Origin of the sequence: Achromobacter sp. 2789STDY5608621, assembly GCF_001299375.1 — a bacterium.
GTDB classification, from domain to species: Bacteria; Pseudomonadota; Gammaproteobacteria; order Burkholderiales; family Burkholderiaceae_B; genus Achromobacter; species Achromobacter insuavis.
In genome coordinates this window covers 260,687-274,727 of record NZ_CYTU01000001.1, presented here as the reverse complement: position 1 = coordinate 274,727, position 14,041 = coordinate 260,687, and the positions used below count along the sequence as shown (strand labels likewise).

Genomic DNA, 14,041 nt, shown 5'->3' with positions numbered 1-14,041 from the left:
ACATCTCCGCCGTCCAGCGTCCGATGCCGCGGATGGCGGTCAATTCCGAAATGACGGCCTCGTCGTCCATGGCCGCCCATTTCTCGGGGTGCACCCGGCGTTCGCCGAAATGCACCGCCAGATCCAGCACGTATTCGGCCTTGCGCTGCGACAGGCCGGCCGCGCGCAGGCCTTCCAGGCCGACGCGCAGCACCGCCACCGGCGTGGGACGCTTGCCGGCGGCTTCCAGGAACTTGTCCCAGACGGCATCGGCCGCCTTGGCCGAGACCTGCTGGCCGATGATGGCGCGGGCCAGCGTCACGAACGGCGTGCCGCGCGACGTCAGCCAGACCTCGGGGTGCTGGGGAATGATCTTTTTCAGGATGCGGTCGCGCCGCATCAGGTGGGCGACGGCGGCTTCCCAATAATCCGGCTTGGGAATGTCGGTATCTGCGATGGACATGTCTGGCGTATCCAGGAGATCAGGCTCGACGCCACTGCGTCAGGCCGCCCGGCTTGTCATCGAGCTCGATACCGGCCTCGCGCAGCTCGGCGCGGATGCGGTCGGCCGCCGCGAAGTCGCGCGCCGCCTTGGCGGCCGCGCGGGCGTCGATCAGGGCCTGGATGGCGGCGGCGTCCAGTTCGGCGCGCGCGCCCTGCTCCATGCCGGCCGCCGAATAGCGGGTGGCCGACTGGAAGTAGGTCGCCGGATCCTGCTGCAGCAGGCCCAGCAGGCCGCCCAGGGCCTTGAGCTGGCCGGCGCTGCGGGCGCTCTTGCCGCGGTTGGCCTCGGAGGCCAGCTCGAACAGGGCCGCGACCGCGCCCGAACTGTTGAAATCGTCGTCCATGGCGGCCTTGAAGGCCTGCGCCTGGGGTTCGTTCCAGTCGACGCCCTGGTCGTCGGCCGCCACGTTCTGCAGCGCCTGGTACAGGCGGTCGAGCGCGTTCTGGGCGTCGACCAGGTTGTCCGGCGTGTAGTTCTGCGGGCTGCGGTAGTGGTTGCGCACGATGAAGAAGCGCACCATCTCGGCTTCGCGCGGGTTGACGCGGTAATCGGCCACGTCGGCCCCCGGCTCGCCCTGGGCGATGGTCTGGCGGATGGTGCGGAAGTTGCCGAGCGACTTGGACATCTTGTCCGAATCGACCATCAGCGGGCCGCAATGCATCCAGATATTGGCCAGCACGCCGCCGAAGGCGCCCTCGGTCTGGGCGATCTCGTTTTCGTGGTGGGGGAATTTCAGGTCGGGACCGCCGCCATGGATGTCCAGCGGCAGGCCGAGCAGCGACTTGCTCATGGCCGAGCACTCGATGTGCCAGCCCGGGCGGCCCAGGCCGTAGGGCGATTCCCACTTGGTGTCGGCCGGCTCTTCTTCCTTGGCCGACTTCCACAGCACGAAGTCGAGCGGGTCGCGCTTGGCCGAGCCCACCGCCACGCGCTCGCCGGCGCGCAGGTCGTCGAGGGTCTTGCCGGACAGCTTGCCGTAGCCCTCGAAGCCGCGCACGGCGTAGTTCACGTCGCCGTCGTCGGCCTGGTAGGCCAGGCCCTTCTGTTCGAGCTTGCCGATGATGTCCAGCATCTCGCCCACGTACTGCGTGGCGCGCGGCTCGCGGTCGGGCGAGTCCACGCCCAGCGCGCGCTCGTCGGCGTGCATGGCGGCGATGTAGAACTCGGTGACCTCGCCGATGCGGCGGCCAGTCTCGACCGCGCGGCGGATGATCTTGTCGTCGATATCCGTGATGTTGCGCACGTAATCGACCGCCAGGCCGCTGGCGCGCAGCCAGCGCTGCACCACATCGAACGACACCAGCATGCGGGCATGGCCCAGGTGGCAGAAGTCATACACGGTCATGCCACACACGTACATGCGCACCTGACCGGCCTGGGCCGGCTTGAACGGTTCTTTGGTACGCGATAACGTGTTGTAGATTTGCAGCATGGCGCTTGTGATGGTCCTGTTCTTTCCGTGGCGACCGCGGAAAAAGTTGCGCCCGAAGGACGATACCTTCGGGACTTGCCGTCCTGGTCGGGGTGGCTCGGGATGTTGCCCGGGGTTCGCCCGGGATTCGCGTCCCTCAGCGTCCGCCCCAACCAACGGGTCCGCTCCAACCAACGGGTCCGCCCCAACCGAGGGTTTTACTCATTGGTTTCGCCTATTGTCGAGCGATTGTCGAGCCAAAAACCCAACCAAGGCTAAAATGGCGGTCGTCAAGTATAGCAAGCGGCCCGGCCGCGCGCGTCAGCGCCGGCCGGCCACGACTTTTAACGGATGCCCACGTGACTATCAAGCCGCGTTTTTGCGTCACCCTGCTCGCCCTGGCCCTGGCCGGATCGCCGCTCGCCGGCGCCTACGCCCAGTCCATGGCCGGCGGCTCGGGCGAGAACCCGAACGCCAACCGGACCACCCTCGACCCCATCCCGCCCGAAGGCGGCTGGGAAGGCCTGTCGAACGTGCTCAAGGCGGTGCAACCCAGCGTTGACACGCGGCTGCAGCCGTCCGCCTCGCAGATCACCACCCACATCGAACGCCTGCTGAACCGCGGCGACAACGCCGAGGCGCTGGCGATGATCGAAAAGCGCGAAGCCGAGATCAAGGACCAGCGCGGCACCGACGTGCAGCTGATGTTCCAGCACGCCCGCGCCCTGGCCGCGCTCGACCGCAAGGCCGAGGCCATCGACATCTACACCGAGATGACGACCCGCTTCCCCGAGCTGCCGGAACCTTGGAACAACCTGGCGGCTCTATATGCCAGCCGGGGCGAACTTGAAAAAGCGCAGGACGCCCTGCAAATGGCCTTGCGCGCCGACCCGGGCTACGCCGCCGCGCGCGCCAACCTGGGCGACCTGCAACTGCTGCAGGCCCTGCGCACCTACAAGCAGGCCGCCGGCGAAGGCGTGCCGGGCATGCAGGACAAGGCCCGCGAAGTCGAAACCATGCTGAAGGATAGGCAACACAAATGATGTCTCGCTACTCCCCTCTTCACCTGCTGCGCCTGACGGCGTGCTCGTTCGCGCTGGCGTTTGCTCCGGCGCTCGTCAGCGCCGCGCCCGCGGCCGCCCCCTCCAACTCCACCTCTGAAGGCACAAAAGCCATGAGCACCAATCCCCGCGTCAAGCTTCACACCAACCAAGGCGACATGGTCATCACCCTGGACGCCGCCAAGGCGCCCAAGACCGTCGAGAATTTCCTGACCTACGTCAAGGAAGGCTTCTACAACGGCACGGTGTTCCATCGCGTGATCGACGGCTTCATGATCCAGGGCGGCGGTTTCGAGCCCGGCATGAAGCAGAAGCAGACCCATGCCCCGATCGAGAACGAGGCCAACAACGGCCTGAAGAACGACAAGTACACCCTGGCGATGGCCCGCACCAGCGACCCGCACTCGGCCACCGCGCAGTTCTTCATCAACGTCTCGAACAACGACTTCCTGAACTTCACCGCGCCCACGCCGAACGGCTGGGGCTACGCCGTGTTCGGCAGCGTCACCGAAGGCACCGACGTGGTCGACAAGATCAAGGGCGTGAAGACCGGCAACAAGGGCTTCCACCAGAACGTGCCGAACGAAGACGTGATCATCGAGAAGGCCGAAGTTCTTGAATAAGATCGTCCTGTCTGGTCCGATCTGGCTGGCCTCCGACCTGCACCTGGGGCCGGCCACGCCGGCCACCTCGGAGGCCTTCCTGGCCTTCCTGCAGGCGGCCGAGGAAGAAGCCGCCGCCCTGCTGCTGCCGGGCGACATCTTCGACGCCTGGATCGGCGACGACGTGATCCGCGCCGCGCCGCCGTGGCTGGCCACGGCGCTGACGGCGCTGCGCGCCACGGCCGGCCGCATTCCGGTGTGGCTGGGCCGCGGCAACCGCGACTTCCTGATCGGCGAGGAGCTGGCCGCCGCGGTGGGCGCCAGGCTGCTGCCCGAGCCGGCGCTGCTGCAGACCGACTACGGCGACATCCTGCTGACCCACGGCGACGAGTTCTGTACCGACGACGCCGCCTACCAGCAGTTCCGCCAGATGGTGCGCAACCCGCAATGGCAGGCCGAGTTCCTGGCCAAGACCATCCCCGAGCGCCTGGCGATGGCGCAGCAGGCCCGCGGCGAAAGCCAGATGGCCAACCAGGCCAAGTCCATGGAGATCATGGACGTCAACGCCGGCGCCGTCGAGCAGGCCTTCCGCGACCACGGCGTCACGCTGATGGTGCACGGCCACACGCACCGCCCCGCCCGCCACGTGCTGGAGGTCGACGGCGCGAAACGCGAACGCTGGGTGCTGCCGGACTGGGACTGTGACCACGTGTCGCCGCCGCGCGGCGGCTGGCTGGTCATCGACCGCGACGGACTGGAGTTCTACGACCTGGAAACGGCCGACTAGGCGGCGCGCCCGCCCTGTCCGCCCCAAGCAAAGGGCCGCGTCATGCGCGGCCCTTTCTTTTTGCCCGCCCGGCGGCGGGGCCCCGCCCTTCAGCGGGTGAAGATCCAGGCCGCCACGATGGCGCCGAACACGATGCGGTACCAGGCGAACACGCGATAGGTGTGGTTGGCGACGAAGCGCAGCACCGCGCGCACCACCACGATGGCGCTCAGGAAGGCCGCCACGAAGCCGACGGCGATGCCGGACAGGTCGTGCTGGGTCAGCAGGTCCATGTTCTTGTACATGTCGTACACGGCCGCGCCCAGCATGGTCGGCATGGCCAGGAAGAACGAGAACTCGGTGGCCGTCTTGCGCTGGATGCCGGCGATCATGCCGCCGATGATGGTGGCGCCCGAGCGCGAGGTGCCGGGGATCATGGCCAGGCACTGCGCCACGCCCACGCCCAGCGCCTGCTTCCAGGTGATCTGTTCCAGGGTGCGGGCGGTGGCGCGCTCGTCCGAGGCGGTGTCGTCGGCCGCGCCCGGCACGTCCCCGGGGGTGTGGCGGGTGCGGCGCTCCACGTACAGCATGATCAGGCCGCCCAGCACCAGCGTCACCACCACCACGCCGGGGTGGTAGAACACCTGCTTGATGGACTTGATGAAAATGGCGCCGATGACCGCCGCCGGCAGGAAGGCGATCAGCAGGTTGCGGGTGAAGGCCACCTCGCTCGCCACGCCGGTCAGCGTGCCGCGGATCAGCTGCAGCAGCCGGGCGCGGAAGATCCACATCACCGCCAGGATCGAGCCCAGCTGGATCACCACCTCGAACACCTTGCCCTGGCTGGATTCGAAGTTGAGCCAGTCGCCGATCAAAATCAGGTGGCCGGTGCTGGAAACCGGGATGAATTCGGTCAGCCCCTCGACGATGCCGAGGATGAAGGCCTTGATGAGATAGAGCGTGGTGTCAGTCACGATGGCGGAGTTCCTTGGGGCAATGTCGGAGGCTAGTCATGAGTCAGCGACGCGTCTTCGTCGAGCGGCTCGGGCGCGCGCTTCTCGACGCGCACCAGGGCAATGCGGCGACCGTCCATTTCCAGCACTTCGAAGCGGAAATGGTCGTGGTGGATCTCGTATTCGCAGACGTCGCCCGGCTTGGGCAGGTGGCCGAAGCGCGACAGCAGGTAGCCCGCCAGGGTGGAGAAGTCCTGCGCGTCGTCGACCAGGCCCTCGGTTTCCAGCACCTGTTCGACATGGTGCAGGTCGGCCGCGCCGTCGATCTTCCAGATGTTGGGGCCGTCGGCGACGATGTCCGGCAGTTCGTCCTCGTCGGGGAATTCACCGGCGATGGCCTCGAACACGTCGATCGGCGTCACCAGGCCCTCGATGGCGCCGAACTCGTCGGCCACCAGCACCAGCTGGCCGCGCGAGCGCTTGAGGGTGTCCATCAGGCGCAGGATGCCGATCGCCTCGTGCACGATGATCGGGTCGCGCAGGCGGTTGCGGCGCACCCGGCCCTCGGTGATCAGGTCCGCCACCAGGTCCTTGGCGCGGGCGATGCCCAGCACCTCGTCGAGCGAGCCGCGGCAGACCGGGAAGAAGCTGTGCGGCGCCTCGGTGATCTGGCGCCGGATGGTGTCGGGGTCGTCGTCGATGTTGATCCACGACACGTCGGTGCGCGGCGTCATGATCGAGCGGATCGAGCGTTCGGCCAGGGTCAGCACGCCGCTGACCATGTTGCGCTCTTCCACGCCGAAGGCCGGGATGGCGGGGCCGTCGGCGCTGGGCAGGTCGGGTTCGTCGGCCGGCGGGCGCTTGCCCAGCATGCGCAGCACCGCCGAGGCGGTGCGTTCGCGCATCGGACGGCGCGCGTCCAGCTTGAGCAGGTTGCGGCGCGCCAGCTGATTCAACGCCTCGATCGCCACCGAGAAGCCGATGGCGGCGTACAGGTAGCCCTTGGGCACCTTGAAGCCGAAGGCCTCCGCCAGCAGCGAGAAGCCGATCATGAGCAAAAAGCCCAGGCACAGCACCACCACCGTCGGGTGGGCGTTGACGAAGCGCGTCAGCGGCTTGGAGGCCAGCAGCATGATGCCGATGGCGATGACCACGGCGATCATCATGATGGCCAGGTGGTCCACCATGCCGACCGCGGTGATGACCGAGTCCAGCGAGAACACCGCGTCCAGCACCACGATCTGCGTGACGATGACCCAGAAGCTGGCGTACACGCGCGGTCCGGAAGAGCCGCCATGCTGGCCGCCTTCCAGGCGCTCATGCAGCTCCATGGTGCCCTTGAACAGCAGGAAGAAACCGCCGGCCATGAGGATCAGGTCGCGCCCGGAGGGCGCCAGCGGTCCGACCGAAAACAGGGGGGTGGTCAGGGTGACCAGCCACGACATGACCGACAACAGGCCAAGCCGCATGACGAGCGCCAGGCTGAGGCCAAGGATGCGCGCGCGGTCGCGTTGCGACGGGGGCAGCTTGTCCGCCAGGATGGCGATGAAAATCAGGTTATCGATTCCCAGGACGATCTCAAGGACGACCAGGGTAAGCAAGCCGACCCACGCAGCGGGGTCCAGCAGCCACTCCATCAGGAGCTCCAGAAGTTACACGACCGGTAATCGTACCCGGAAAATGCGTGACACGCCGGTGACACGGGTCGTGCGGATGACGGATGGGCGAGGTTTGCATCCCCATCTCCGGCGCTTTTTGAGCGGGCGCTTTCGATCAATATTGTTATATTATAACGTTCCATTTAAATGCACCCGGCTCATCGTCAAGGCCTCCCATGATCCGCAAGAACCCGCGCGGCGACCTGCCGCAGATCCACCCCAGCGCCTTCGTCGATCCCACCGCCATTCTCTGCGGCCTGGTCATCGTGGAGGAAAACGTCTTCATCGGCCCCTATGCCGTCATCCGCGCCGACGAGATGGACGCGCAGGGCCGCATCGACCCGATCGTGATCGGCGCGCACTCCAACATCCAGGACGGCGTGGTGATCCATTCCAAGTCCGGCGCGCGCGTGCGCATCGGCCAGCGCACGTCGATCGCGCACCGCGCCATCGTGCACGGCCCCTGCGCGGTGGGCGACGGCGTGTTCATCGGCTTCAACAGCGTGTTGTTCAACTGTACGGTCGAGGACGGCTGCGTGGTGCGCTACAACGCGGTGGTCGATGGCGTCCGCCTGCCGCCGGGCTTCTACGTGCGATCGACCGAGCGCATCGGCCCGGACACCGATCTGGCGTCGCTGCCGCAGGTGCCCGCCGCGGCCAGCGAGTTTTCCGAAGACGTGGCGCGCACCAACAATGCGCTGGTGCATGGCTACAAGAACATCCAGAACGAGTTTTGAATGACGGCACACCCATCGGCCAAGCCCTTCCCCCTCACGCTGCGCCAGGAAACCTCCGCATGATCGACGCCGGGCAACCCTCCCGACGGCAGGCCGACCTGCTGGTGCGCGGGGGCACCGTGCTGCTGCCGGGCGGCGCGATGGCGCGCATCGACATCGCCGCGCGCGACGGCCGCGTGGTGGCGCTGGGCAGCCTGGGCGACTGGCGCGCGGACGCCACGCTGGACGCGGCCGGCCTGCATGTCCTGCCCGGCGTCATCGACAGCCAGGTGCATTTCCGCGAACCCGGCCTGACCCACAAGGAAACCCTCGAAGCCGGCACGCGCGGCGCGGTGCTGGGCGGCGTGACCAGCATCTTCGAAATGCCGAACACCAGCCCGCTGACGCTCACGGCCGTCGATTTGCAGGTCAAGCTCGATGCGGCGCGTGGCCGCGCCTGGTGCGACCATGCGTTCTACATCGGCGGTTCCGCCGTCAATGCCGAGCGACTGGCCGAGCTGGAAGACCTGCCCGGCTGCGCTGGCGTCAAGGTCTTCATGGGCAGTTCCTTCGGCGATCTGCTGGCCGATGAAACCGACGTACTGCGCCGCATCCTGCGCCACGGCCGCCGCCGCATGGCCGTGCATGCCGAGGACGAGGCCCGGCTGCGCGAGCGCAAATCGATCGTGCAGGCCAGCGGCGACATCCGCCAGCACCCTCACTGGCGCGACGTCGAAAGCGCGCTGATGGCCACGCGGCGCATTGTGCGCCTGGCGGCCGAAGCCGGGCGGCGGCTGCACGTGCTGCACGTCTCCAGCGCCGAGGAGATCGCCTTCCTGGCCGGGCACAAGCGGCGCGTCAGCGTCGAAGTCACGCCGCATCACCTCACGCTGCACGCGCCCGACTGCTACGAACGGCTGGGCAGCCTGGCGCAGATGAATCCGCCGGTGCGCGAGCAGCGCCACCAGGATGCGCTGTGGCAGGCCATTCGTGACGGCGTGGTCGATGTCATCGGCAGCGACCACGCGCCGCACACATTGGAAGAGAAGGCCAGGCCCTATCCGCAGTCCCCCAGCGGCATGACGGGCGTGCAGACCCTGCTGCCCCTGATGCTCGACCACGTGCATGCCGGCCGCCTGAGCCTCCCGCGCCTGGCGGACCTGACCAGCGCCGGCCCGGCGCGCCTGTTCGGCATCGAAGGCAAGGGCCGCATCGCGCTGGGCGATGACGCCGATTTCAGCATCGTCGATCTCCAGGCGCGCCGCACCATCCACAACGCCTGGGTCGCCAGCGTCAGCGGCTGGACGCCGTATGACGGCCTGCGCGTCACGGGCTGGCCCATTCACACCGTCGTGCGCGGTCATGCCGTCGTGCGCGATGAGGCCCTGGCCGACGCGCTGCCGCAAGGACAGCCGCTGCGGTTCCTGGAGGTTGCGCCCGCCTCCGCGCCCCTCGACTCCTGAAAGAGACGGACTCAACCGCCCAGCTTGAGCGTGCCCTTCATCATGGCCCAGTGGCCGGGGAAGGAGCAGAAGTAGGCGTAGTTCTCGCCCGCGGCGATCTTGGACACGTCGAACGTGACCGAATCGGATTCGCCGCCGCCGATAACCTTGGTGTGGGCGATGACGCGGGTGTCGCCCGCCTTGACGTAGTCCTGCGCCAGGCCGGCGCCCATGCCGTCGGTGGCGACGCCCTGCTTGTCGGCGTCCTTGGTCAGCACCAGGTTGTGGCCCATGGCGACCTTGGCCATCTTGCCGACGTGCTTCAGGTGCACGGTGAACTGCTTGCAGCTCTTGTCGACGACGATTTCCTTGACGTTGTACTGCATGGCGTCGTTGCTTTCGACGGTGGCTTCGCATTGCGCGGCAAGCGCGGGCAGGCTGGCGGCCGACAGCAGGATGGCCAGGGTGGTTTTGGCAAGCATTGAATCTTCTCCGATGACTGAACGGTGTATCTGCGCGTTGCCGGACTCCGCCCGCAACGCCACCGCGCACCAGTCTAGGAGGGGGACCCGGCAAGCCGCTTGATGCGCGTCAAGCGAAGCGCGCTTACCTGCGCACAGCCCTATGGTCAATAGGGGTATTACTGATTACGCCGACGATCTTGACAAACCGCAACGTGGACCCGCGCATCGATTCGTAGGATGGCTGCAAACCTACACCAACAAAGAGTCGAAGCATGCGCGGCAGTCAGGCGGCACATTACGGGGCACGTTGCGGGGCACATCACGGGACACATCGCGGCACACATCGCGCATTCCCCCCTTTCATCCGGGTCTTCATTTCAATTTTCCTGCTGTGCTGTACGTTGTGCGCGAACGCCGTCCAGGCGCAGCGGCTGCCCGACTTCCTGAAGACGGTTTCCATCGCCGACCTCTTCCCCGGCGCCGATCGCGTCGGCCCGCCCGAGGGCAAACCGATGACCGCGCGCGCCTATGCCGGCGAGCGCGCCCTGGGCCGCATCTACCTGACCTCCGACGTGGTCAACACCCGCGGCTATTCCAGCAAGCCCATCGATGTGCTGGTGGCGCTGGCGGACAACGGCCGCATCGTCGGCGCCAGGCTGGTGGAGCATCACGAGCCCATCGTGCTGATCGGCATTCCGCAAGCCAAGGTCGATCACTTCATCCAGGGCTACGTCGGCCTGAACTTCATCGACAGCCCGCCGCGTCATGGCGCGCCGCCGCCGGTGGACATCATCAGCGGCGCCACTGTCACCCTCATGGTGATCGGCGACAGCATCACGCGCTCGGCCATCGCGGTGGCGCGCGCCTACGGCGTGGATGGCGCCGGCGCCGCCAGCGCCACGCCCGCCGCCACGGCGGCCACCGCGCCCGCGCGCCAGATCGATGACACCCGCGACGCGGTCGAATCGTGGCAGGCCCTGCTCGACGCCGGCGCGGTGCGCAACCTGCGCCTGGCGCCCGAGGACGTCAACCGCGTGTTCCGCGAATCGGGCCGGCAGGACGCCGCCGAACGCGGCCAGGAAGCGGCCGACGACGACGTCTTCATCGACCTGTACGTGGCGCTGGCAAGCGTGCCGTCGGTCGGCCGCAGCCTGCTCGGCGATGTGGAATGGCAGCGCCTGAAGGAACGCCTGAAGCCCGGCCAGCAGGCCATCCTGGTGGCGGGCAATGGCGCTTATTCATTCAAGGGCTCGGGTTACGTGCGCGGCGGCATCTTCGACCGCATCGAGATCATCCAGGACGAAGGCAGCTTCCGCTTCCGCGACCGCAATCACCAGCGCCTGGCCGACGTCGCCGCGCAGGGCGCGCCCGCCCTGCGCGAAGTGGCGCTGTTCGTGGTGCCGGAGGACGCCGCGTTCGACCCGGTCAAGCCGTGGCGGCTGCAATTGATGGTGCAGCGCGTGCTGAGCGTGTCGGACAAGGCCTTCGTCACCTTCGACCTGCCGTACACCCTGCCCGACCGCTATACCCGCGCCGCGCCGGCCGCGTCGGCGCCGGCCCCCGAGGCGACGGCCGAGGACGCCGCCCCGCCCGCGCTGTGGCAGCAGATCTGGCGCGGCAAGGCCGTGCAGGTGGCGATCCTGACGGCGGCGTTGCTGGTGCTGGTGGGCATCTTCTTCTTCCAGGACCAGCTGACCAGCCGGCCGCTGCTGCATGACCGGCTGCGCCTGGCGTTCCTGGCCTTCGCGCTGTTCTGGATCGGCTGGTACGGCCAGGCCCAGCTGTCCATCGTCAACGTGCTGACGTTCTTCTCGGCGCTGCGCACCGACTTCCGCTGGGACTACTTCCTGATGGATCCCCTGGTGTTCATCCTGTGGTGCGCCACCGCCATTTCGATGGTGTTCTGGAACCGCGGCGCCTTCTGCGGCTGGCTGTGCCCGTTCGGCGCGCTGCAGGAACTGGCCAACCGCGTCGCCAAGCGCCTGGGGCTGCGCCAGGTCACGGTGCGCCACGGCGTCAACCAGCGCCTGTCGACCCTGAAGTACGTGATCTTCCTGGTGCTGTTCGGCTTCTCGCTGTACGACCTGGCGCTGGCCGAGCGGCTGGCCGAGGTCGAACCCTTCAAGACCGCCATCATCCTGCGCTTCCTGCGCGACTGGCCGTTCGTGCTGTTCGCGGTGGCGCTGGTGGCCGCGGGCCTGTTCATCGAACGCTTCTTCTGCCGCTACCTCTGTCCGCTGGGCGCGGCCCTGGCGATTCCGGCGCGGCTGCGCATCTTCGACTGGCTGCGCCGCTACCGCGACTGCGGCAACCCCTGTCAACGCTGCGCCAAGGAATGCCCGGTTCAAGCCATCGAGCCGACCGGCGAGATCAACCCGAACGAGTGCATCCAGTGCCTGCATTGCCAGATGCTCTACCACCACAAGCAAAAGTGCCCGCACCTGATCCAGCAGCACGGCAAGCGCGAGCGACGCCGCGCCGCCGACAGCGAGCCCGCGGTGCAGGAGGTGGTGCTGCACCGCGCGCCCAACCCGAACGCGCCCGCGACCTCCGAATCCTGATTTCCGTTCCGCGGCGCGAGACGCCGTTCCTATCGAGGAGTTACCCATGTCCGACAAGAACCCCGACAAAACCGGCCTGAGCCGCCGCAGCTTCCTGGGAACCGCCGCCATCACCGGCGCGGCCGGCCTGGTGGGCGGCGCGCAGCTGTCCACCGCCCACGGCAAGGACGCCAAGGCCGGCGCCGCCGGCCAGAGCGGCCACGTCGCGCCGGGCGAGCTGGACGAATACTATGCCTTCAACTCCAGCGGCCAGTCGGGCGAAGTGCGCGTGCTGGGGCTGCCTTCCATGCGCGAACTGGTGCGCATCCCGGTCTTCAACCACTGCAGCGCCACCGGCTGGGGCCGCACCAACGAAAGCCGCAAGATCCTCACCGAAGGCCTGACGCCCGAGACCCGCGAATACCTCAAGGACAAGGGCGGCGTGTTCCTGAATGGCGACGCCCACCACCCGCATCTGTCGTTCACCGACCGCACCTACGACGGCCGCTACCTCTTCATCAACGACAAGGCCAACAACCGCGTCGCCCGCATCCGCCTGGACGTGATGAAGACCGACAAGATCACCGAGCTGCCCAACGTGTCCGGCGTGCACGGCCTGCGGCCGCAGCGCTATCCGCGCACCGGCTACGTCTTCGCCAACGGCGAGCACATCATCCCGCTGCCCAACGACGGCAAGGTCACCGACGATCCCAAGAAGAACTTCTTCGCCATTTACACCGCGCTGGACGGCGACACCATGAAGGTCGCCTGGCAGGTGCTGGTGGACGGCAACCTCGACAACGGCGACGCCGACTACCAGGGCAAGTATTCCTTCTCGACCTGCTACAACTCGGAGAAAGGCCTGACGGTGGAGGAAGCCTCCGCCAACGAGCAGGACTGGGTGGTGGTGTTCAACATCAAGCGCATCGAGGAAGCCGTCAAGAAGGGCGACTTCAAGATGATGGGCGGCGTGCCGGTGATCGACGGCCGCCACGGCTCCAAGTACACCCGCTACATCCCGGTGCCGAACTCGCCGCACGGCTGCAACGCCGCGCCCGACGGCATCCACCTGGTGCTCAACGGCAAGCTGTCGCCCACGGTGACCGTGCTGGACGTTCGCACGCTGGACGACCTGTTCGACGACAAGATCAAGCCGCGCGATTGCGTGGTGGCCGAACCGCAGCTGGGCCTGGGCCCGCTGCACACCGCCTTCGACGGCCGCGGCAACGCCTACACCACGCTGTTCATCGACAGCCAGATGGTCAAGTGGAACATCGACCTGGCCAAGCGCGCCTACAAGGGCGAGAAGGTCGACCCGATCATCCAGAAGCTGGACGTGCACTACCAACCCGGCCACAACCACTCCACCATGGGCGAGACGCGCGAGGCCGACGGCAAGTGGCTGGTGTCGCTGAACAAGTTCTCGAAGGATCGCTTCCTGAACGTCGGCCCGCTCAAGCCCGAGAACGACCAGCTCATCGACATCTCCGGCGACACCATGAAGCTCGTGCATGACGGCCCCAGCTTCGCCGAGCCGCACGACATGTGCCTGGTGCACCGCTCCAAGGTCCATCCCATCAGCATCTGGAAGCGCGACGACCCCATGTGGGAAGACGCGCGCCAGATGGCCAAGAAGGACGGCGTCACGCTGGAGGACGCCGCCAAGATCGTGCGCGACGGCAACAAGGTGCGCGTCTACATGATGGCGGTGGCGCCGATGTTCAGCCTCAAGCGGATCGAGGTCAACCAGGGCGACGAGGTCACCGTGGTGGTCACCAACATGGAGGTGATCGAAGACCTGACGCACGGCTTCACGCTCGAAGGCCACGGCATCGCCATGGAAATCGGACCCCAGGCGACCTCGTCGGTGACGTTCACGGCGGACCGGCCGGGCGTGCACTGGTACTACTGCCAGTGGTTCTGCCACGCGCTGCACATGGAAAT

At 67.2% G+C, this 14,041-nt stretch carries 12 protein-coding genes; 7 read left to right on the top strand and 5 right to left on the bottom strand.

The genetic code is table 11. The features are described 5' to 3' along the window. Both AOZ53_RS34595 and cysS read right to left on the bottom strand, forming a co-directional pair. Nucleotides 1–442: DNA-3-methyladenine glycosylase family protein (locus AOZ53_RS34595; protein ID WP_054486644.1), on the bottom strand; the 442-nt coding region annotated here is incomplete at its 3' end. 19 nt (nt 443–461) lie between these two features. Then, nucleotides 462–1,916: a cysteine--tRNA ligase gene (gene cysS / locus AOZ53_RS01335; RefSeq protein WP_054431504.1), complete on the bottom strand. Its 1,455-nt coding sequence runs from the start codon at nt 1,914–1,916 to the stop codon at nt 462–464. A gap of 338 nt (nt 1,917–2,254) precedes the next feature. Here cysS and AOZ53_RS01330 point away from each other — a divergent pair, with 338 nt between their 5' ends. The 3 genes from AOZ53_RS01330 to AOZ53_RS01320 all read left to right on the top strand — a co-directional run bounded on the left by AOZ53_RS01330 (nt 2,255) and on the right by AOZ53_RS01320 (nt 4,345). Further along, nucleotides 2,255–2,938, top strand: coding sequence for a tetratricopeptide repeat protein (locus AOZ53_RS01330; protein WP_054431505.1), 684 nt, complete (start codon nt 2,255–2,257; stop codon nt 2,936–2,938). Between the two features lie 131 nt (nt 2,939–3,069). After that, nucleotides 3,070–3,579, top strand: a complete 510-nt coding sequence (locus AOZ53_RS01325; RefSeq protein WP_026382011.1) for a peptidylprolyl isomerase — start codon at nt 3,070–3,072, stop codon at nt 3,577–3,579. Beyond that, nucleotides 3,572–4,345 carry a UDP-2,3-diacylglucosamine diphosphatase gene (locus AOZ53_RS01320; protein WP_054431506.1) on the top strand — a complete coding sequence of 258 codons (774 nt, stop codon included), beginning with the start codon at nt 3,572–3,574 and terminating at the stop codon, nt 4,343–4,345. Before AOZ53_RS01325 ends, AOZ53_RS01320 begins: the two co-directional genes overlap by 8 nt. A gap of 89 nt (nt 4,346–4,434) precedes the next feature. Here AOZ53_RS01320 and AOZ53_RS01315 read toward each other — a convergent pair whose 3' ends face one another. Beyond that, nucleotides 4,435–5,298: an undecaprenyl-diphosphate phosphatase gene (locus tag AOZ53_RS01315; RefSeq protein WP_054486643.1), complete on the bottom strand. Its 864-nt coding sequence runs from the start codon at nt 5,296–5,298 to the stop codon at nt 4,435–4,437. A gap of 32 nt (nt 5,299–5,330) precedes the next feature. After that, nucleotides 5,331–6,914, bottom strand: a complete 1,584-nt coding sequence (locus AOZ53_RS01310; RefSeq protein ID WP_054431508.1) for a TerC family protein — start codon at nt 6,912–6,914, stop codon at nt 5,331–5,333. A 197-nt stretch (nt 6,915–7,111) separates the two neighbouring features. On the opposite strand from AOZ53_RS01310, the gene AOZ53_RS01305 reads away from it, so the two are divergent. Next, complete coding sequence (locus tag AOZ53_RS01305; RefSeq protein ID WP_054486642.1) at nt 7,112–7,672, top strand: gamma carbonic anhydrase family protein; 561 nt, start codon at nt 7,112–7,114, stop codon at nt 7,670–7,672. A 59-nt stretch (nt 7,673–7,731) separates the two neighbouring features. After that, on the top strand, nt 7,732–9,114 hold the full coding sequence (locus AOZ53_RS01300; RefSeq protein ID WP_054486641.1) for a dihydroorotase: 1,383 nt from the start codon (nt 7,732–7,734) through the stop codon (nt 9,112–9,114). Nucleotides 9,115–9,125: 11 nt separating this feature from the next. Here the strand turns inward: AOZ53_RS01300 and azu are convergent, their stop codons facing one another. Next, nucleotides 9,126–9,575, bottom strand: a complete 450-nt coding sequence (gene azu / locus AOZ53_RS01295; protein WP_006390371.1) for an azurin — start codon at nt 9,573–9,575, stop codon at nt 9,126–9,128. Nucleotides 9,576–9,958: 383 nt separating this feature from the next. On the opposite strand from azu, the gene AOZ53_RS01290 reads away from it, so the two are divergent. Both AOZ53_RS01290 and nosZ read left to right on the top strand, forming a co-directional pair. Further along, complete coding sequence (locus tag AOZ53_RS01290; protein ID WP_054486640.1) at nt 9,959–12,118, top strand: NosR/NirI family protein; 2,160 nt, start codon at nt 9,959–9,961, stop codon at nt 12,116–12,118. Nucleotides 12,119–12,164: 46 nt separating this feature from the next. Further along, the coding region (nosZ, locus tag AOZ53_RS34590; RefSeq protein WP_054486639.1) for a TAT-dependent nitrous-oxide reductase at nt 12,165–14,041 on the top strand (1,877 nt) is incomplete at its 3' end.

What these genes read in the sequence shown, in the direction of transcription:
- cysS (WP_054431504.1), bottom strand. Translation starts at nt 1,916, where the DNA reads ATGCTGCAAATCTACAACACGTTATCGCGTACCAAAGAACCGTTCAAG.
- AOZ53_RS01325 (WP_026382011.1), top strand. Translation starts at nt 3,070, where the DNA reads ATGAGCACCAATCCCCGCGTCAAGCTTCACACCAACCAAGGCGACATG.
- AOZ53_RS01310 (WP_054431508.1), bottom strand. Translation starts at nt 6,914, where the DNA reads ATGGAGTGGCTGCTGGACCCCGCTGCGTGGGTCGGCTTGCTTACCCTG.
- AOZ53_RS01305 (WP_054486642.1), top strand. Translation starts at nt 7,112, where the DNA reads ATGATCCGCAAGAACCCGCGCGGCGACCTGCCGCAGATCCACCCCAGC.
- AOZ53_RS01300 (WP_054486641.1), top strand. Translation starts at nt 7,732, where the DNA reads ATGATCGACGCCGGGCAACCCTCCCGACGGCAGGCCGACCTGCTGGTG.
- azu (WP_006390371.1), bottom strand. Translation starts at nt 9,575, where the DNA reads ATGCTTGCCAAAACCACCCTGGCCATCCTGCTGTCGGCCGCCAGCCTG.